This window comes from uncultured Sphingomonas sp. (assembly GCF_964250165.1).
In the GTDB taxonomy this organism is placed as follows: Bacteria; Pseudomonadota; Alphaproteobacteria; order Sphingomonadales; family Sphingomonadaceae; genus Sphingomonas.
Genome location: NZ_CAXUEK010000020.1, coordinates 17,904 through 35,249, shown reverse-complemented (window position 1 = coordinate 35,249; position 17,346 = coordinate 17,904). Strand labels below are relative to the sequence as shown.

The window sequence follows — 17,346 nt, the reverse complement described above, 5'->3', positions numbered from 1 at the left end:
CAGGTCAGCCGGTCGGGCCTCGCCCGACCGGCCGCCGCAGCCTCACGCCGTCAGGTCGAAGCGATCGGCGTTCATCACCTTGGTCCAGGCCGCCACGAAATCAGTGACGAACTGCTCCTTGGTGTCGTCCTGCGCGTAATATTCCGCGATCGCACGAAGCTGCGAGTTGGAGCCGAACACCAGGTCGGTGCGCGACGCCGTCCACAGCTGCTCGCCGGTGTGGCGATCGGTGCCCAGAAACTCCTCGTCGCCGCTGTCATCGATCTGCTTCCACGCGGTCGCCATCTGCAGCAGGTTGATGAACCAGTCGTTGGTCAGCGTCTCCGGCCGGGTGGTGAACACCCCATGGCTCTTCGCCTTGGCGTGATTGACGCCGAGCACGCGAAGGCCGCCGACCAGCACCGTCATTTCCGGCGCGGACAGGCCGAGCAGTTGCGCACGGTCGACGAGCATCTCCTCGGTCGGCACGCTGTGCTTGGTCGACAGATAGTTGCGGAAGCCGTCGACCTTGGGCTCGAGCACCGCGAAGCTCTCGACGTCGGTCCACTCCTGCGTCGCGTCGCCGCGGCCGCTGGTGAAGGGGACCGTCACATCGTGGCCGGCCGCCTTCGCCGCCTGCTCGACACCGACGCCGCCGCCCAGCACGATCAGGTCGGCCATGCTGACCGTGATCCCCGCATCACGCTGAATGCCTTCATACACCGCCAGCACCGTGGCGAGCTCGGCGGGCTCGTTGACCTCCCAGTCCTTTTGCGGCGCGAGACGGATGCGCGCGCCGTTGGCGCCGCCGCGACGGTCCGAGCCGCGATAGGTCGAGGCCGACGCCCAGGCGGTCTTCACCAGCTGCGAGACCGACAGCCCGGCGCCCGCGATCCTGCCTTTCAGCGCCGCGATATCCGCGTCGGACAGCGGCGTGCCGGCGGGGATCGGGTCCTGCCAGATCAGGTCTTCGGTCGGCGCCTCGGGACCGAGATAGCGGGTCTTCGGCCCGAGGTCGCGGTGGCACAGCTTGAACCAGGCGCGCGCGAAGGCGTCCCCGAAATAGGCCGGGTCGGCGCGGAACTTCTCCAGGATCCGGCGATAGGCGGGATCGTCCTTGAACGCCTTGTCGGCGGTGGTCATCATCGTGGCGACCTTCTTGCCGGGCGTATGCGCGGCCGGAGCCTGCGTCTCCTCCGGATTGCCGACCGGCTGCCACTGGTTGGCACCCGCCGGGCTCTTCACCAGCTCATATTCGTGATCGAGCAGGTTGGAGAAATAGGTCATGTCCCACGTCGTCGGTGTCGGCGTCCACGCGCCCTCGATGCCCGAGGTGATGGTGTGGTCGCCCATCCCGCTCTCGTGGGTCGAGTGCCAGCCGAGCCCCATGTGCGCGATGTCCGAACCCTCCGGTTCGCGGCCGACGTTGGACGCATCGCCGGCGCCGTGCGCCTTGCCGAAGGTATGGCCGCCGGCGGTCAGCGCCGCGGTCTCCTCGTCGTTCATCGCCATGCGCGCGAACGTCTCGCGCAGGTCGCGCGCCGAGCCCTTGGTGTCGGGCTTGCCGCCCGGCCCCTCGGGATTCACGTAGATCAGGCCGTGCTGGATCGCGGCCAGCGGGTTTTCGAGGGTGAGGCCGGCTTCCTCGTCGATGCGGGTCTGGCCGAGCCACTCCTCCTCGGTGCCCCAGTAGATGTCGCGCTCGGGCTCGAAGATATCCTCGCGGCCGCCGGAGAAGCCGAACACCGGTCCGCCCATCGACTCGATCGCGACGTTGCCGGCGAGGATGAACAGGTCGGCCCAGCTCAGCGCCTTGCCGTACTTCTGCTTGACCGGCCACAGCAGGCGGCGGGCCTTGTCGAGGTTGCCGTTGTCCGGCCAGGAGTTGAGCGGCGCGAAACGCTGCGAGCCCGAGGACGAGCCGCCGCGGCCGTCGCCGGTGCGGTAGGTGCCGGCCGAGTGCCAAGCCATGCGGATGAAGAACGGGCCGTAATGACCATAATCGGCCGGCCACCAGGGCTGGCTGTCGGTCATCAGCGCCTTGAGGTCGTCCTTGACCGCCCAATAGTCGAGCGCCTTGAACGCCTCGCGATAGTTGAAGCCCTTGGGATGCGGATCGGTCGAGACGCCGCCCTGCGTCAGAATGTCGACGCTGAGCGATTCAGGCCACCAGTCCTTGCTGGTGCGGCCGAGCAGCGTCCGCAGCGCCGCGGGCTGCTTGGCCGGATCGTTGATCGGGCTGGTGGAGGTGATGGCGTCCATGCTCGCTCTCCTGGAGGACGGGGTCTGGACCAGCCGTTGTACCCATGTAAAAGATTTATCCAATGATTTAATCCAATTTCTGTGATCGGATCACATCATCACTGCGCGACTCCCTTCGCTACGCCAGCTCGGCTATCTGCTCGCCTTGCACGAGCATGGTCATTTCGGCCGCGCCGCGCGGGCGTGCTTCGTCACGCAGTCGGCCCTGTCGGTCGGCATCGTCGAGCTGGAGCGGCTGCTCGGCGCGACGCTGGTCGAGCGGACGCGGCGGTCGGTGCGCTTCACCGCGGTCGGGGAGGCGGTGGCGGCAAGGGCGCGTGGCGTGGTGCGCGCGGCCGAGGACCTGAGCGCGGCGGCGCAGGAGGCGCAGGCGCCGCTGACCGGCGCGCTCCGGCTGGCGGTGATCCCCACGGTCGCGCCCTTCCTGCTGCCGCGCGCGCTGGCGGCGGCCGCGGCGCAATGGCCGCGGCTCAAGCTGCAGGTGCGCGAGATGCTGACGGGGGCGGCCTGCGAGGCGCTGGGCCGCGGCGCGCTCGACTGCGTGCTGCTGGCGCTCCCGGCCGAGTGCGGGGAGGTGGACACGATCGAGATCGCGACCGACCGGCTGCTGCTTGCCGTCGGCCCCGCCGACGATGCGACGGCGGTGGCGCTGCCGCTCGCCGAGGAGGATGCGCACCGCCTGCTGCTGCTGGAGGACGGACACTGCCTCAAGGATCACGCGCTCGCCGCGTGCGATCTCCAGGCGCGTGACATGGAAGCGCCGGTGGTCGCGGCGACCTTGCAGACCCTGGTGCAGCTCGTGGACGCGGGGCTGGGCTTCACCTTGCTGCCCGCGATGGCGGTGGAAGCCGGGATGCTGACGGGCACGCGGGTGGCCGCGCGCGCGGTCGACGGGCTGGCCGCCGAGCGCCGCATCGCGCTGGCGTGGCGGCGCGGTCACGCGCGGGCGGGGGATTTCCGGCTGCTGGCCGAGACGATCCGGGCGGCGGTGGCGTGATGGCCGCCGCTCACGCCAGACGCCAGGTGAGCCGCTCACCCGCGTGGAACGGCACGACCGCGCCGATCCGCTCCGGCACGTCGGCGCCCCCGCGCGTCACCGTCACCGTCCCTTCGTTGAGCGGCAGGCCGTAGAAGCGGGCGCCGTGCTCGCTCGCGAACGCCTCGAAACGATCGAGCGCGCCTTCCTCCTCGAAGACCGTCAGATAGCTTTCCAGCGCGAACGGCGCGTTGAAGATGCCCGCGCAGCCGCAGCCCGTCTCCTTCGCCTCGATCAGGTGCGGCGCGCTGTCGGTGCCCAGGAAGAACTTGGGCGAGCCCGATGTCGCCGCGGTGCGCACCGCATCGCGATGGCGCGCGCGCTTGAGCACGGGCAGGCAATAGGCGTGGGGGCGGATGCCGCCGGCGAACAGCGCGTTGCGGTCGAGATGGAGGTGCTGCGGCGTGATCGTCGCAGCCAGGGTCGCGGGCCCTGCGGCGACGAAGCTCGCCGCCTCCGCCGTGGTGATGTGCTCCAGCACGATCTTCAGCGCGGGGTAATCGATCAGCAGCGGCGCCAGCACGCGCTCGACGAACACCGCCTCGCGGTCGAAGATGTCGATCGCGGGATCGGTCACCTCGCCATGGATCAGCAGCGGCATGCCGGCGCGCTGCATCGCGTCGAGCACGGGGCGGATGTGCGCGACGCTGGTGACGCCGTGGGCGGAATTGGTGGTGGCGTGGGCGGGGTATAGCTTGCACGCGGCCCAGGCGCCCTGCTCGAAGCCGCGCACGACCTCGGCTGGATCGGTGTGATCCGTCAGATAGCAGGTCATCAAGGGCGTGAAGCGCGCGTCCTCCGGCAACGCCGCCAGGATGCGAGCGCGATAGGCGGCGGCCATCGCCACGCTGGTCACCGGCGGCGAGAGATTGGGCATGACGATCGCGCGGGCGAACTGGCGGCCCGTCCAGGGCGCGACCGCCTGCAGCATCGCGCCGTCGCGCAGATGGACGTGCCAGTCGTCCGGGCGCCGGATGGTGAGCGTCTGGGGTTGGGAAGCCATGCCCGGACGCTTACCTTGCGCCGATGAGCGGAACCACAGCCGAAACGACCCTGGCGGACCGCGCGGTGCTGCGCCTCGCCGGCGACGACGTGCGCGGGTTCCTGCAGGGCCTCGTCACCAACGATCTCGGCCTGCTCGCGCCCGAGCGCCCGCTCTGGGCGGGGCTGCTGACGCCGCAGGGCAAGGCGCTGTTCGACTTCATCCTGTGGGCGGACGGCGACGATGTGCTGATCGACGCGGAGGCGGCGCAGGCCGACGCACTGGCGAAGCGGCTGGCGCTCTACCGGTTGCGCCGCGCGATCACGATCGCGCCCGATCCGCTCGCCGTCCACTGGTCCCTGGCGACCGGCGGCGGCGCGCCCGATCCGCGGTTGCCGGACCTTGGCTGCCGCTGGCTCGCGCCGCCTGCCGCGCCCGCGACGGGCTGGCAGGCGCATCGGCTGCGGCTGGGCGTGACGGAGGGCGTCGGTGAGCTCGGCGCCGGCGACACCTTGTGGCTGGAGGCGAACGGGCGCGAGCTGAACGGCGTCAGCTTCACCAAGGGCTGCTATGTCGGGCAGGAGAACACCGCCCGCATGCATCACCGTGCCAAGGTCAACCGCCGGCTGGTCGTCTCCCGCCTCGGACCGGAAACGGAGCGGACGCGCGCGCGCTATCCCGAGCTCGGGCTGATGGTGGAGCATCGCCGCGTCGAGGCGCTGGGCGATGCGATCGTGCCCGGCTGGCTGGCCGCGGCGCTCTGACACATGCTGTTACAATCCTGACGACCCGCTGACCGCGCGGTTCGCGCCACGTTCAGCGCGCCCCGCCTATCGCGTCGGTCATCCCGGCCACACCGCCGGGCCAACCGAGGAGCAGGACATGCGTATCATCATCACCGCCGCGCTCGCCGCCGCCGCGCTGGCGCCCGTCGCCGCCGGCGCGCAGAGCTATGGCGAGGGCCGCCAGGACCAGCGCGAGGTGCGGCAGGACCAGCGCGATCTGCGCGGGGCCGAGCGCCAGCGCAACTATGGAGACGCTCGCGGCCCCAATCAGGAGTTGCGCGAGGACCGGCAGGAGACGCGCGGGGACTGGCGCGACTTCCGCCGCACCCATCCGGGCGCATATCGGCTGGGCGCCTATGCCGGCCCGCGCGGCTATCGCTATCGCCCGGTCGCGGTCGGCTACCGGTTCGACCCGGTCTATTACGGCCGCAGCTACTGGCTGAACGATCCCTCGCGCTATCGCCTGCCGGCGCCCGCCGCCTATGAGCGCTGGGTCCGCTACGGCAACGACGTGGTGCGCGTGAACCTGCGCACCGGGCGGGTGGTCACCGTCTACAACGGCTTCTTCTACTGAACGGACGGCCTGGGATGGCGCGAGCCATTCCAGGACTCGTCACGGCGGGCAGCAGGGCCGGCATTGCCGGTCCTGTCTGACGGCGTGGCGTTACCCCGGGCCGGTGCTCACCGGCCGACGGCGGTGTACCGGAAGCCCGCCGCCTCGACCGCCTCACGCCGGTAGATGTTGCGCAGGTCCACCAGCACCGGCGCCTGCATCGCGCCCTTCAGCCGGTCGAGGTCGAGCGCGCGGAACGCGTCCCATTCGGTCACGATCACCACGGCGTCGGCGCCGTCCGCCGCCTCATAGGCGTCGCGGCAATAGGTGAGGTCCGGCAGCAGCGCCCTGGCCGCTTCCATCCCTTCCGGATCGTAGGCGCGCACCCGGATGCCGGCATCGGCCAGGCTCTGCGCGATGGCGAGGCTGGGTGCGTCGCGCATGTCGTCGGTGTTGGGCTTGAAGGTGAGGCCGAGCAGCGCCACCGTCTTGCCGCGCGCGCCATTGTCGCTCGGCAGCCCGCCATTGGCCTGGCCGAGCGCGGCGAGCACCTTGCGCCCCATCGCGCGCTTGCGGCTGTCGTTCACCTTGACCACCGCCTCGACGATCTGGGTCGGGCTGCCGAAATCCTCCGCCGTCTTGAGCAGCGCCAGCGTATCCTTGGGGAAGCACGAACCGCCATAGCCGGGACCGGCGTGGAGGAACTTGCGGCCGATGCGATTGTCGAGGCCGATGCCGCGCGACACGTCCTGCACGTCCGCGCCGACCGCCTCGCACAGATCGGCGATCTCGTTGATGAAGGTGATCTTGGTCGCGAGGAACGCGTTGGCGGCGTATTTGATGAGTTCCGACGTGCGCCGGCCGGTGAACAGGATGGGATTGTCGTTGATGTAGAGCGGGCGATAGATCGCCTGCATCACCTCGCGCGCGCGCATGTCGTCGGTGCCGATGACGATGCGGTCGGGCCGCTTGAAGTCGCCGATCGCCGCGCCTTCGCGCAGGAACTCGGGGTTGGAGACGACCGCGACATCGATGTCCGGCCGCTTCTCGCGCAGGATCGCCTCGACGCGATCGCCGGTGCCGACCGGGACGGTGGACTTGGTGACGACCACCGTCGGCCCGGTGACGGCGGCCGCGATCTCTTCGGTCGCGGCGAAGACGTAGGACAGGTCTGCGTGGCCGTCGCCGCGGCGCGACGGCGTGCCGACCGCGATGAACACCGCGTCGGCGCCCGCGACCGATGGGGCGAGATCGGTGGTGAAGCCGAGCCGCCCGGCCGCGACATTGGCCGCGACGAGCTGATCGAGGCCGGGCTCGTAGATCGGCATCTTGCCCTGGCGGAGCGCGTCGATCTTGGCTTCGGCCTTGTCCACGCAGGTCACCTGGTGGCCGAAATCGGAGAAGCAGGCGCCGGAAACGAGCCCGACATAGCCCGAACCGATCATGGTGATGCGCATGTGACGAAGCTGCCCCGGTTACCGTTGCGGGCGCTTTAGCCGATGAGACCGGGATTGCCAGCGGGGTCGGCTGCGAGCGGGGGACGCGGCCAAGCCGGTCGTCGGACGGGTTCGCTGGCGCGACCCACCGGCCGGCCTTGCGCGTGCCGCGCGGGCGTAGACGCGCCTGCGCTGCGGCTAGAACGGCAGCAGCCGGCTCTTGTGCGTGAAGTTCATGTAGCCGACGTTCACCCCCGCGCGCCAGCCGACGCCGAGCCGGATCGGGATCAGCACGACGTTGCCGCGCCGCAGGTAGGTCGCCGCGAACCCGCCGACGAAATAAAGGCGTCCCTCGGCGCCGGGGAAGCGATGGTAGAGGTCGGCGGTGTCGTAGAGGTTGTAGACCAGCACGAACACCTTGGTCGCGTCGCCGCCGAGATCAAAGCCGACCGACGGCCCGGTCCAGTAGACCGGCATCTGCCCTTCCACCTTGTGGGTCATCACGCCCGAGCCGTAGCGCAGGCCGACCACCACCGCGCCCGCCGCCTCGCGCCCGGCGATATAGGCATTGGGGCGGCCCTGGCTCTTGAGGATCTTCTCGATGATGCCGGCCAGCCCCTGCGCGCCCTTGCCGAACACGCCCTCGCCCGCCGCCAGCAGGTCGTCGCGCGCGAACGTCTCGGAGGAGCGGGTGGTGGCGTCGGCGCTGCGCTCGTCGGGCGGCGGCGCGCTCGGCACCTGCGGCGGCTGCGCATCGGCAGGCGCCTCTTCGGCCGGGACGGGGTCGCGCGGGTAGGCAGGCGCGGGCGTGGTCTGGCGCGGCGCGGATCCGGCCAGGTCGCCGTCGATCGCGCGATTCGGATCGATCGTCCGCACCTGCGCCGACGCCATGGAGGCCGCCAGCACCGCCGCTGCCGCGACCCCCGTGATCATCCGCTTCATCGCCGCCGCTCCCTCGCCCCTGATGCGCCATGGTTAACCGCGCGCGCCCTTGCGGGGCAATGAACGGACGCGCCGGGCCGAGTCGTTTGCGCGCCGGCCCGAGCCGTTGCCTGCCCGCGCCCGCGCCGCTATAGCGCGCGTCGGCCGGCCAGGCGTTGGGAGACGTGGGTGAGTGGCTGAAACCAACGCTTTGCTAAAGCGTCATACGGGAAACCGTATCGAGGGTTCGAATCCCTCCGTCTCCGCCAGCTAGAGCATTTCCCATGTGGGTTCACATGGCCTGAGTTCCTGAGCTAGTTCTTGCACTCGTCGGGGGAGAACGCATCGAGGAGCAGGCCGATGGTGTCCTGGCGCTTGTCGGGGGAGCGTACGGCGGCCTTGCGGAGCAGCGCTTGGCTTGGCGAATCTGCTCGATCGAATTGAGGTGGGAGCTTTAGCGCGGCAGATAGCGCAGCTCGGCATCGCGCGTGGCGATCGCGTCGTCGATGCCCTTCACCTTGTGGGCAGGCCGGTTGTCCATCACGAATCGGCGCGACGCTCCAGCGTCAACCGCTCGCACGATCCGAACTCGCAGATCATCGGCATAGGCCTTCGGCATGGCGGCTGGCCTCCTGCCCGGCAGCCACGCTGAATCACGTCCAGGCTGCTTGTGCATCCCTGGCGACTCTACCCGCGAGGAAACCGCTCTAGGGACTGTGGGATTCATCGTAAGTTGATGACGGCGGCGGCGAGGAGATCATGGCTCGAAGCTCCGGTCGGTTTTGCAGGCGCATTGCGATGCGCTTGAAGTCCTTCAGCTTGCAGAAGGCTCGACGGGTTGACACCAAGTGTAACGGCGGTGTCGATTGAGCTTCTGCGCGCAGCCCGGATGCTGCGAGATGACGACCCTGGCGCCGCGCTCGTTCAACTCGGCCACGAGCGCGTTGCTGTCGAACGCCTTGTCGGCCGGGGTCAGTCGCCTTGCCCGGACAATGCGGCTCTATCTGCGCCCACTGGGCGTCCGTCAGTATATCGCGATCCATCCGCAGCGTGAATCACATTCACGCAAACTTGTGAGTCCCCCACAGTCCCTAGTTGATCTTCGCCGCCAGCCAGCGCGCCGCCTGTTCGGGGCTGCGCTTGGCGGTATCGCGATCGACCTGGTAGTTGGCGGCCCGCATCGCCGCCACCGGAATGCGGCCGACGAGCGGCTGGAGGGCCGCGAGGAAGCGGGCGTCGTGTGCGTGCCGCGGCGAGACCAGCAGGATCGCGTCATAGCCGGGGATCGCGCCCTTCGGGTCGGTGAGCACCGTCAGCCCATCCGCCGCGATGCGGCCGTCGGACGAGAAGGCGGAGATGACATCGGCCCCGCCGCTGGCGAGCGCGCGATACATGAAGGTGGGACTGTAAGGCCGCGCGGCCTTGAAGCGGAACGGGTAGGCGCGCTGCACCGCTCGCCATTCGGGCCGCTCCAGGAACTCGAGGTCGCTGCCCAGCGTCAGGTCCGGCGAGGCGGCGGCGAGATCGTCCAGCGTGCGGAGGCCGCGCCGGCGTGCATCGGCGCCGCGCATGGCAAAGGCGTAGGCGTTCTCGAAGCCGAGCGGCCCGACCAGCCGCACCCCGCGCGTGCGCTGCGCCCAGTCCCCGATCGCGCGCACCATCGCGGCGTGCGGCGGCGTGTCGGCGCGCTTCATGGCGTTGGTCCAGATCGTGCCGGCGTAATCGACGTACACGTCGACCTCGCCGCCCGCGAGCGCGCCGAAGATCACGGCCGAGCCGAGCCCGTCGCGATACTCCACGCGGTAGCCGGCGCGGGTGAGCCGGTCGCCGATCAGGCGCGCGAGGATATATTGTTCGGAGAAGTTCTTGGCGCCGACCACGACGGTGCGCTGCGGTTTCAGCCACAGCGGGACGGTCGCCGCGAGGACGCCCGCCGCCAGCGCCAGCAATGCCCCGGCCCAGAGCCAGCGCCGCCGCTCGCGCACCCCGCGCTCGACGAGCCCGATCAGCGCATCCGCTGCCAGCGCCAGCGTCGCCGCCGCCACGCAGCCGGCGAGCACCAGCGCCCAGTTCTGCGTCTGCAGGCCGGCGAAGATCAGGTCGCCCAGGCTCGCCGCGCCGACCGTGGTCGCCAGCGTCGCCGCGCCGATTGTCCATACCGCCGCGGTGCGGATGCCGGCGACCACCACCGGCAGCGCCAGCGGCGCCTCGACCAGCCGCAGCTTCTGCGCCGGCGTCATGCCCACCGCGTCGGCCGCCTCGGTCACCGCCGGGTCGATCCCGGCCAGCCCGGCGACGCCGTTTCGCAGGATCGGCAGCACCGCATAGAGCGTCAGCGCCAGCAGCGACGGCAGGAAGCCGAGTGCGGGCACGCCCAGCCAGGCCAGGCTGAGCAGCAACGGGTAGAACAGCGCCAGCAGCGCCAGCGACGGGATCGTCTGCACCAGGCTCGCCGCGCCCAGCGCGACGCGCGCCACGCCCGCCCGCCGCGCGGACCACACCGCCAGCGGCAGGCTGATCGCGATGCCGAGCGCCAGCGCCGCCGCGGCGAGCAGGACATGCGCGGCCAGCAGCGGCGGCACGCGGCCGAGCGCCTCCGTGAACGCGTTCACCGCATCACCTCGCGCAGCTGCTCGGCCTGCCGCCTCGGCACGGCGACCAGCGCCTGCGCGGCGTCGCCGCCTTCGCCCGCCAGCAGCGCGGCGGGCCTGGCGTCGGCGACCAGCTTGCCCGCCGCCATCACCAGCACGCGATCGGCGAGCAGCAGCGCCTCGGCCATGTCGTGCGTCACCAGCACCGTGGTGAGCCCGAGCGCGTCGTGGAGCGCGCGGAGCTTGCGGCCGAGCGTATCGCGGGTCACCGGATCGAGCGCGCCGAACGCCTCGTCGAGCAGCAGCAGCCTGGCGCCGGGCGCGAGCGCGCGGGCGATGCCGACGCGCTGGCGCTGTCCGCCCGACAGGGCCGCGGGCATCCGGCCCGCGACCTCCCGCGGCAGCTCGACCAGATCGAGCAGCTCCGCCACCCGCCCGCCTTGCGGCCGGCCGGCGATGCGCAGCCCGATCGCGATGTTCTCGGCCACCGTCATATGCGGGAACAGGCCGATATGCTGGAAGACATAGCCGATCCGCCGCCGCAGCGCCGGAGCGGGCCCGGCCGCCACGTCGGCGCCGTCGATCAGCACGCGGCCGGCGCTCGGCACGATCAGGCGGTTCACGGTCTTGAGCAGCGTCGACTTGCCCGAGCCGGACGCGCCGACCAGCGCCACGAACGTTCCCCCCGCGACCGCCGCCGACACCCCGTCCACCGCCGCCACGTCGCCGTAGCGCCTGGTGACGCCCTCGAAGACGAGAGAGGGGGCTGGCATCATCGCCGAGGATGGGGGATGTGAGAGGGACCGTCAAACCGGGAGCGCGCATGAGCATCGTCAAAGCCATCTTCATCACCGGCGGCGCGTCCGGCATCGGCCGCGCGGCGGCGCGGCTGTTCGCGAGCCGCGGCTGGCGGGTCGGCATCGCCGACGTCAACGAGGCCGGGCTGGCCGAGACGGCGGGCGAGATCGGCGGGATGGCGCAGCGCCACACGCTCGACGTGCGCGACCGGGACGGCTGGGTGCGCGCGCTCGACGCCTTCACGCAGACGTCGGGCGGGCGGCTGGACGTGCTGTTCAACAACGCCGGCGTCGCGCAGGGCGGTCCGCTTGCGGACGCGCCGTTCGACGAGATCGATCGGGTGGTGGCGATCAACCTGGTCGGCGTGATGAACGGTGCGAAGATCGGCCATCCCTATCTCAAGCGCACGCCCGGATCGTGCCTGCTCAACACCGCGTCCGCGTCCGCGATCTACGGTTCGGCGGGGCTGGCGCCCTATTCCGCCAGCAAGTTCGGCGTGCGCGCGCTGACCGAGGCGCTGGACGGCGAGTGGAGCGCGGACGGCATCCGGGTGCGTGATCTCGTGCCGGGCTTCATCGACACGCCGCTGCTGACGGGCACGGTGACGGGCAGCAACCAGTCCATCCGCGAGGTGGTGACCGGCCGCGGGCTGGAGCTGACCAGCGCCGAGGCGGTGGCGGAGGCGGCGTGGGCGGCCGTGCACGGCGACCGCATCCATACCTATGTCGGCCCGACGGCGCGGCGGATGGCGTTCGCGGCCCGCTGGATGCCCGGACGCCTGCGGAAGATGATGCGCGGCGGCCCGGGCCGCGAGGTCTAGGCTCAGCCGGTCGAAAAGACCCAGGCGCCGACGCCCTGGCCGAATCCGGTCAGCGCGGCGATGAAGCTGTGGAATCCCGCACCATGATTGGCGAAGGCGTCGACGGCGACGAGCACGATCAACGCGAAGAGCACCGCTTTCATGCCCGCAGGATAACCGGCCAGGGTTAACGACCCGTTCGCGCGCCTCAGTCGCCCAGGATCGCGTCGATCGCCGCCGCCAGCTCGATGTCGCGGTGGGAGAGACCGCCGGCATCGTGGGTGGTGAGCAGCACCTCCACGCGGTTCCAGACATTGGTCCATTCGGGGTGATGGTTCGCCTTTTCGGCGATCAGCGCCACCTGCGCCATGAACCCGAACGCTTCGGCGAAGTCGGTGAAGACGATCGAGCGGGTGATCGCGTCGCGGCCCTCGTCATAGTCCCAATCGGGCAGCCCATCGAGCGCGTCCGCCCGCTCCGCCTCGCTCAATGCCTCGACCATGGCTCACGCTCCTTGGGAAACCGCGGGTGCCAGCGTAAGGCGACGCACGATGACGGGGCAAGCCCTGCTGGAGATGGACGGGGTCGCCTGCCGGCGCGGCGGGCGGCTGCTGTTCGAGCGTCTCGACCTGCGGCTGGCGGCGGGGGAGGCGGTAGTCGTGACGGGGCCGAACGGGGTCGGCAAGTCGAGCCTGTTGCGGCTCGCCGCCGGGCTGCTCGCGCCGGCGGCGGGGACGGTGCGGACCGGTGGGCGCGTCGCATGGCTGGGCGACGCGACGGCGCTGGACCCGGAGCTGCCATTGGCCAAGGCGCTCCGGTTCTGGGCGCGGCTGGACGGGTCGGCGCCCGGCGCGGTGGGCGACGCACTGGCGGCGGTCGGGCTGGCGGCGCTCGGCGATGCGCCGGTGCGGCTGCTCTCCACCGGCCAGCGGCGGCGCGCGGCGTTGGCGCGGGCGGTGGCGAGCGGGGCGGCGCTGTGGCTGCTCGACGAGCCGGCGAACGGGCTGGACGCGGTGGCGGTGGCGGTGCTGGAGGGCTTGATCGCCGCGCATCGCCAGGCGGGCGGGGCAGTCGTGGTGGCGACGCATCTGGGGCTCGATGTGGCGCGGGCGGAGCGGATCGCGTTAGGCGGGGTGGTATGACCTGCTCCCACCGTCACCCCGGCCTTGTGCCGGGGGCCACTCCCGACCTTGGCGTCACCCTCCATTACGGTGCGAGCGGTTCGACCTGCGGCGGATGCCGGCACGAGGCCGGCAAGACGGAGTAGGGCAGGTGCTTCCCCTGATTCTCCGCGATGTCCGCCGGGCGTATGCCGGCGGGGGCGTGACGCTGACCGTCGCCTTCTTCCTGCTCGCCGCGATCCTGTTCCCGTTCGCGATCGGGCCGGACGCGCGGCTGCTGGCGCGGGTGGGCGGCGGGGTGATCTGGGCGGCGGCGCTGCTGGCGGCGCTGCTCCCGGTCGAGCGGCTGGTCGGGCCGGACGTTGAGGCCGGCGTGATCGACCAGCTGGCGAGCCGCGGCGTGTCGCTGGCGGCGGTGGCGGCGGCAAAGACGGCGGCGCATTGGCTCAGCTTCGCGCCGCCGCTGATGCTGGCGGCGGTGGCGGCGGCGGGGCTGCTCGACCTGCCGGCGGCGACGCTGGCGCGGGTCGAGGCGGGGCTGCTGCTCGGCACGCCGGGGCTGGCGGCGCTGGCGGTCGCCTGCGCGGCGCTCGTGGCGGGCCTGCGCGGGGCCGGCGCGGTGGCGGGGCTGCTCATGCTGCCCCTGGCGCTGCCGCTGCTGATCTTCGGCGCCGGCGCGCTCGACGGCGGCGCGTCGGAAAGCCTTGGGGCGCTGAAGCTGCTCGCGGCGACCAGCCTGCTCCTCACCGCCGGCGCGCCGTTCGCCGCGGGCGCGGCCCTGCGGGCGGGGATGGATTAATGCAGCATCGTGAAGGTCATCAGGTGCTGATGCGCGCCGATCGGCTTGTCGCCGAAGGACGCGATGATCGCGAGCTCGTGCGTGCCGGCGGTCACGATCCAGCTGGCGCGATGCACGGTCACGCCGTCCTCGATGGCGGTCTCATCCGGCCGCTGAGTGAACGGGAAGCCCAACGAGCCGTAGAAGGCGCTGATCTTGGCGGTCAGCGCCGGTTCCAATCCAGCGGGATCGGCCGCCCGGACGGTCACGCCGCATGTCCGTTTGGCGGGAGCGAACCAGATGGCCGCCCAGGCGTCGTTCGGGCTCTTCGTGATCCAGCCCTCCGTCACGACGGTGCCGGGCATGACCCTGGCCATCTCATCGGCGGTCATCGGCCGGCCAAGCGCCGGGGCTTGATCGAACCCATGCGCGCGTCCCGACTGCCCTGCCGTCTCGACGCACATCGTGGCGAACAGATCGATCACGTCGCGGCCCTGCGCCGTGGGTGCGGGCTGCGCCAGGACAGCGGCTTGCAATAGCGCGAACGCGAGTCTCATTCAGCTCATCTCCCGGTGGTTCGACCACCTAGCCCAGATCGCGGTCGGCAGCACCAGGCCGCGGGCCTCCTCGCGAACGCCGAGTTCGCCGCATTCGACCGTGCCGGGCAAGCCCGCGCAGGCCTGGCGGAGCATCTCGCCGATCGCCAGCGCGGACATGCGCACCGCATAGACGGTGAGAAACAGGAAGCGGGACTCCGGCCCGAGCAGCGCGCGGCAGCTCGCGATCAGGCCGGGCAGATCCTCCTCCAGCCGCCAGACCTCGCCCTCGGGGCCGCGACCGTATTTGGGCGGGTCGAGCAGGATGCCGTGATAGCGCCGGTCGCGGCGGACCTCGCGCGCGGCGAACTTGGCGGCGTCGTCGACGAGCCAGCGCACCGGCGCGTCCGCCAGCCCGGAAAGGCGGGCGTTGGCGCGGGCGGCCTCGACCGACTTCTTGGACGCGTCGACATGGACGACGCGCGCGCCCCTGGCGGCCAGCGCCAGCGTGCCGACGCCGGTATAGCCGAACAGGTTGAGCATGTCGGGCGCGTCGAGCCCGTGGAGGCGCTCGCGCATCCAGCGCCACACCGGCGCCATGTCCGGGAAGAAGCCGAGATGGCGGAAGGGCGTCGCCTGCGCAGTGAAGCGGACGTCGTCCCAGGCCAGCGGCCAGCCCTCGCGCGGGACGGGCTGGTGGAACCGCCACTGGCCGCCGCCCTCCTCGTCCGCGCCGGGAACGAACTCGGCGTCGGCCTGCCAGTCCGCCGCGGCGGGCGACCACAGCGCCTGCGGCTCGGGGCGGACGAAGCGGAAGCGGCCGTAGCGCTCCAGCTTGCGGCCGTTGCCGGAGTCGAGCAGGCCGTAATCGGGCCAGGGCTCGCCGATCATGGTGTGGAGGGGCAGAGCCGTCACCCGGTGCTGCGCTGGGTGGCGTAGCGTCGCCGGACCGCCCACGGCACCGCGATGGCCACGAACACCGCCATTGTCGCGAAGATGGTTACGCTCTCGCGATCGTGCGCGCGGACGGCGAGCGCGATGACCAGCGGCATGGCCGCGATCGGTGTCAGCTTGGTCGTCCACCACAGCGCCGGCTCGGCGCGTTCCAACCGGACCGCAAGCAACGCCACCGTCGCCCCGACCTTAGCGCCGAGTAGCAACGCGACCGCCCAGCTCATCGCATCGCCAACGGTCGTGAAGCCGAACGACATCATATCAGCCCGCCCCATGGTCCGCGACATAGCCGCCGACCGCGGCCAGCGTCGCGGGCAGGGTGACGAAACGCTCCTGCCGGTGGTGCAGGTCGCCGACGCGAGCCGGCAGGCGCGGACGCACGCCGGCAGCGCGCTCGACGGCGTCGGGGAACTTGGCGGGGTGGGCGGTGGCGAGCGCCACAACAGGTGTTTTCGGCGGCACGCCGGGCGCGAGCCGCAATCGGCGCGCGGCGGCGAGGCCGATCGCGGTATGCGGGTCGATCACCTGCCCGGCGGCGTCGCAGGCCCAGCGCATCGCCATCGCCATCTCGTCCGCGTCGACGCGTTCGGCCGCGAACAGCGCCGCCGCGCCCTCCGCCTGCGCGGTGGTGAGCCGCATCGCGCCGCTCGCCTCGAAGCCGGCCATCTGCGCCGCCGTCGCGCTGCCGTCGCGACCGCCGAGATCGAACAGCAGCCGCTCGAAATTGGAGGAGACCTGGATGTCCATCGACGGCGTCGCGGTGCGCTGGACGGACCCGCGCGAATAGTCGCCGCTGCCGAGCGCGCGCGCGAGGATGTCGTTGACGTTGGTCGCGACCGCCAGCCGTGCGACCGGCAGCCCCATCTTCGCCGCCACATAGCCTGCGAACACGTCGCCGAAATTGCCGGTCGGCACGGCGAACGCGACCGCGCGACCGGGCGCGCCGAGGCGGACGGCGGCGTAGAAATAATAGACGACCTGCGCGGCGAGGCGCGCCCAGTTGATCGAATTGACCGCAGACAGGCGCAGGTGGCCCAGCGCGGCGTCGGCAAACATCGCCTTCACCAGGGCCTGTGCCTGATCGAAGTCGCCTTCGATCGCGATGTTGTGGATGTTGGGCGCGGTGACCGTGGTCATCTGCCGCCGCTGCACGTCGGTGACGCGCCCGAGCGGGTGGACCATGAACACCTCCACGCCCGCGCGGCCGGCGAGCGCGTCGATCGCCGCGGAGCCGGTGTCGCCCGAGGTCGCGCCAATGACGGTGAGCGGCCGGGAGTCGCCGGTGCGATCCGGGTCGGCCAGGAAGCGCTCGAACAGCAGGCCCAGCAGCTGCAGCGCCACGTCCTTGAAGGCGAGCGTCGGGCCGTGGAACAGCTCCAGCAGCCACAGCTCATGATCGAGTTGAACGAGCGGGACGACGGCGGCGTGGCTGAACCGCGCATAGGCCTGCTCGCACAGCGCCCGCAGGTCGGCGGCCGGGATCGCCTCGCCGACGAAGGGCGCGAGGACGCGGGCGGCGGTCTCGGCGTAGGACCGGCCGGCGAGGTCCGCTATCTCGTCCGCGGTGAAGCGGGGCCATGCTTCCGGCACGTACAGCCCGCCGTCGCTCGCCAGGCCGGCGAGCGTCACCTCGGCGAAACCGAGCGCGGGGGCCGAGCCGCGGGTGCTGACGTAGCGCATGGGTCGCGCGGGTAGCGGGGCGGTGAGGGGGGAGCAAGCAAGCTCTGCTTCTCGTCAGGCCGGGGCTCGTCCCGGCATCGACGGCAGGGCGCGTTGCTTGCTCGGCGGAACAGGATCGACGTGGATGCCGGCACA

19 protein-coding genes and 1 tRNA gene are annotated in these 17,346 nt (G+C 71.4%); 7 read left to right on the top strand and 13 right to left on the bottom strand.

What is annotated here, in order from left to right; genetic code table 11:
• Nucleotides 1-42 precede the first annotated feature (42 nt).
• Nucleotides 43-2,241: a catalase/peroxidase HPI gene (gene katG, locus ACFE64_RS06430; RefSeq protein ID WP_375391629.1), complete on the bottom strand. Its 2,199-nt coding sequence runs from the start codon at nucleotides 2,239-2,241 to the stop codon at nucleotides 43-45.
• A 94-nt stretch (nucleotides 2,242-2,335) separates the two neighbouring features.
• Here katG and ACFE64_RS06425 point away from each other — a divergent pair, with 94 nt between their 5' ends.
• Nucleotides 2,336-3,238 (top strand): hydrogen peroxide-inducible genes activator, encoded by a 903-nt coding sequence (locus ACFE64_RS06425; protein WP_375391643.1) that lies wholly within the window; start codon nucleotides 2,336-2,338, stop codon nucleotides 3,236-3,238.
• Nucleotides 3,239-3,248: 10 nt separating this feature from the next.
• On the opposite strand, the gene pyrC is transcribed toward ACFE64_RS06425, so the two are convergent.
• Complete coding sequence (gene pyrC, locus ACFE64_RS06420) at nucleotides 3,249-4,280, bottom strand: dihydroorotase (protein ID WP_375391628.1); 1,032 nt, start codon at nucleotides 4,278-4,280, stop codon at nucleotides 3,249-3,251.
• 23 nt (nucleotides 4,281-4,303) lie between these two features.
• Between pyrC and ACFE64_RS06415 the strand changes: the two genes are divergently transcribed.
• Nucleotides 4,304-5,023: a YgfZ/GcvT domain-containing protein gene (locus ACFE64_RS06415; protein WP_375391627.1), complete on the top strand. Its 720-nt coding sequence runs from the start codon at nucleotides 4,304-4,306 to the stop codon at nucleotides 5,021-5,023.
• 118 nt (nucleotides 5,024-5,141) lie between these two features.
• A complete protein-coding gene (locus ACFE64_RS06410) occupies nucleotides 5,142-5,618 on the top strand; it encodes an RcnB family protein (RefSeq protein ID WP_375391626.1) in 477 nt (158 codons plus the stop codon).
• Between the two features lie 107 nt (nucleotides 5,619-5,725).
• Here the strand turns inward: ACFE64_RS06410 and ACFE64_RS06405 are convergent, their stop codons facing one another.
• Entirely contained in the window at nucleotides 5,726-7,054 is a 1,329-nt protein-coding gene (locus tag ACFE64_RS06405) for a UDP-glucose dehydrogenase family protein (protein WP_375391625.1), read from the bottom strand.
• A gap of 177 nt (nucleotides 7,055-7,231) precedes the next feature.
• Nucleotides 7,232-7,975: a DUF1134 domain-containing protein gene (locus tag ACFE64_RS06400; protein ID WP_375391624.1), complete on the bottom strand. Its 744-nt coding sequence runs from the start codon at nucleotides 7,973-7,975 to the stop codon at nucleotides 7,232-7,234.
• Between the two features lie 158 nt (nucleotides 7,976-8,133).
• Here ACFE64_RS06400 and ACFE64_RS06395 point away from each other — a divergent pair.
• Nucleotides 8,134-8,223: transfer RNA gene (locus ACFE64_RS06395), tRNA-Ser, on the top strand.
• A gap of 185 nt (nucleotides 8,224-8,408) precedes the next feature.
• Here the strand turns inward: ACFE64_RS06395 and ACFE64_RS06390 are convergent.
• From ACFE64_RS06390 to ACFE64_RS06380, 3 genes are all read right to left on the bottom strand, one after another.
• On the bottom strand, nucleotides 8,409-8,573 hold the full coding sequence (locus tag ACFE64_RS06390) for a hypothetical protein (protein ID WP_375391623.1): 165 nt from the start codon (nucleotides 8,571-8,573) through the stop codon (nucleotides 8,409-8,411).
• Nucleotides 8,574-9,045: 472 nt separating this feature from the next.
• Nucleotides 9,046-10,566 (bottom strand): ABC transporter permease/substrate-binding protein, encoded by a 1,521-nt coding sequence (locus ACFE64_RS06385; protein ID WP_375391622.1) that lies wholly within the window; start codon nucleotides 10,564-10,566, stop codon nucleotides 9,046-9,048.
• Complete coding sequence (locus tag ACFE64_RS06380; RefSeq protein WP_375391621.1) at nucleotides 10,563-11,318, bottom strand: ATP-binding cassette domain-containing protein; 756 nt, start codon at nucleotides 11,316-11,318, stop codon at nucleotides 10,563-10,565. The genes ACFE64_RS06385 and ACFE64_RS06380 overlap by 4 nt, the downstream gene beginning before the upstream one ends.
• 50 nt (nucleotides 11,319-11,368) lie before the next feature.
• Between ACFE64_RS06380 and ACFE64_RS06375 the strand changes: the two genes are divergently transcribed.
• Complete coding sequence (locus tag ACFE64_RS06375) at nucleotides 11,369-12,163, top strand: SDR family oxidoreductase (RefSeq protein ID WP_375391620.1); 795 nt, start codon at nucleotides 11,369-11,371, stop codon at nucleotides 12,161-12,163.
• A gap of 2 nt (nucleotides 12,164-12,165) precedes the next feature.
• Here the strand turns inward: ACFE64_RS06375 and ACFE64_RS06370 are convergent, their stop codons facing one another.
• Together ACFE64_RS06370 and ACFE64_RS06365 are read right to left on the bottom strand one after the other, a co-directional pair.
• Nucleotides 12,166-12,306, bottom strand: a complete 141-nt coding sequence (locus ACFE64_RS06370; protein WP_375391619.1) for a hypothetical protein — start codon at nucleotides 12,304-12,306, stop codon at nucleotides 12,166-12,168.
• 44 nt (nucleotides 12,307-12,350) lie between these two features.
• Nucleotides 12,351-12,644 (bottom strand): 4a-hydroxytetrahydrobiopterin dehydratase, encoded by a 294-nt coding sequence (locus ACFE64_RS06365; RefSeq protein WP_375391618.1) that lies wholly within the window; start codon nucleotides 12,642-12,644, stop codon nucleotides 12,351-12,353.
• Nucleotides 12,645-12,693: 49 nt separating this feature from the next.
• On the opposite strand from ACFE64_RS06365, the gene ccmA reads away from it, so the two are divergent.
• The gene (gene ccmA / locus ACFE64_RS06360; RefSeq protein WP_375391617.1) at nucleotides 12,694-13,284 is read left to right on the top strand and encodes a heme ABC exporter ATP-binding protein CcmA; all 591 of its coding nucleotides are present in this window, start codon (nucleotides 12,694-12,696) and stop codon (nucleotides 13,282-13,284) included.
• Between the two features lie 130 nt (nucleotides 13,285-13,414).
• The gene (locus tag ACFE64_RS06355) at nucleotides 13,415-14,062 is read left to right on the top strand and encodes a heme exporter protein CcmB (RefSeq protein WP_375391616.1); all 648 of its coding nucleotides are present in this window, start codon (nucleotides 13,415-13,417) and stop codon (nucleotides 14,060-14,062) included.
• On the opposite strand, the gene ACFE64_RS06350 is transcribed toward ACFE64_RS06355, so the two are convergent.
• Genes ACFE64_RS06350 through thrC form a run of 4 tightly spaced genes read right to left on the bottom strand, consistent with a single transcriptional unit; the run spans nucleotide 14,059 to nucleotide 17,211 of the window.
• A complete protein-coding gene (locus ACFE64_RS06350; protein WP_375391615.1) occupies nucleotides 14,059-14,598 on the bottom strand; it encodes a hypothetical protein in 540 nt (179 codons plus the stop codon). The genes ACFE64_RS06355 and ACFE64_RS06350 overlap by 4 nt on opposite strands.
• Complete coding sequence (locus tag ACFE64_RS06345) at nucleotides 14,599-15,483, bottom strand: class I SAM-dependent methyltransferase (RefSeq protein WP_375391642.1); 885 nt, start codon at nucleotides 15,481-15,483, stop codon at nucleotides 14,599-14,601.
• 5 nt (nucleotides 15,484-15,488) lie between these two features.
• Nucleotides 15,489-15,806, bottom strand: a complete 318-nt coding sequence (locus tag ACFE64_RS06340) for a hypothetical protein (RefSeq protein WP_375391614.1) — start codon at nucleotides 15,804-15,806, stop codon at nucleotides 15,489-15,491.
• On the bottom strand, nucleotides 15,793-17,211 hold the full coding sequence (thrC, locus tag ACFE64_RS06335) for a threonine synthase (RefSeq protein WP_375391613.1): 1,419 nt from the start codon (nucleotides 17,209-17,211) through the stop codon (nucleotides 15,793-15,795). The genes ACFE64_RS06340 and thrC overlap by 14 nt, the downstream gene beginning before the upstream one ends.
• Nucleotides 17,212-17,346: the final 135 nt, after the last annotated feature.

Excerpts from the sequence above, each read along its gene's own strand:
- katG (WP_375391629.1), bottom strand. The coding sequence starts at position 2,241 with ATGGACGCCATCACCTCCACCAGCCCGATCAACGATCCGGCCAAGCAG.
- pyrC (WP_375391628.1), bottom strand. The coding sequence starts at position 4,280 with ATGGCTTCCCAACCCCAGACGCTCACCATCCGGCGCCCGGACGACTGG.
- ACFE64_RS06415 (WP_375391627.1), top strand. The coding sequence starts at position 4,304 with ATGAGCGGAACCACAGCCGAAACGACCCTGGCGGACCGCGCGGTGCTG.
- ACFE64_RS06410 (WP_375391626.1), top strand. The coding sequence starts at position 5,142 with ATGCGTATCATCATCACCGCCGCGCTCGCCGCCGCCGCGCTGGCGCCC.
- ACFE64_RS06405 (WP_375391625.1), bottom strand. The coding sequence starts at position 7,054 with ATGCGCATCACCATGATCGGTTCGGGCTATGTCGGGCTCGTTTCCGGC.
- ACFE64_RS06400 (WP_375391624.1), bottom strand. The coding sequence starts at position 7,975 with ATGAAGCGGATGATCACGGGGGTCGCGGCAGCGGCGGTGCTGGCGGCC.
- ACFE64_RS06390 (WP_375391623.1), bottom strand. The coding sequence starts at position 8,573 with ATGCCGAAGGCCTATGCCGATGATCTGCGAGTTCGGATCGTGCGAGCG.
- ACFE64_RS06380 (WP_375391621.1), bottom strand. The coding sequence starts at position 11,318 with ATGCCAGCCCCCTCTCTCGTCTTCGAGGGCGTCACCAGGCGCTACGGC.
- ACFE64_RS06375 (WP_375391620.1), top strand. The coding sequence starts at position 11,369 with ATGAGCATCGTCAAAGCCATCTTCATCACCGGCGGCGCGTCCGGCATC.
- ACFE64_RS06370 (WP_375391619.1), bottom strand. The coding sequence starts at position 12,306 with ATGAAAGCGGTGCTCTTCGCGTTGATCGTGCTCGTCGCCGTCGACGCC.
- ACFE64_RS06365 (WP_375391618.1), bottom strand. The coding sequence starts at position 12,644 with ATGGTCGAGGCATTGAGCGAGGCGGAGCGGGCGGACGCGCTCGATGGG.
- ccmA (WP_375391617.1), top strand. The coding sequence starts at position 12,694 with ATGACGGGGCAAGCCCTGCTGGAGATGGACGGGGTCGCCTGCCGGCGC.
- ACFE64_RS06350 (WP_375391615.1), bottom strand. The coding sequence starts at position 14,598 with ATGAGACTCGCGTTCGCGCTATTGCAAGCCGCTGTCCTGGCGCAGCCC.
- ACFE64_RS06340 (WP_375391614.1), bottom strand. The coding sequence starts at position 15,806 with ATGGGGCGGGCTGATATGATGTCGTTCGGCTTCACGACCGTTGGCGAT.
- thrC (WP_375391613.1), bottom strand. The coding sequence starts at position 17,211 with ATGCGCTACGTCAGCACCCGCGGCTCGGCCCCCGCGCTCGGTTTCGCC.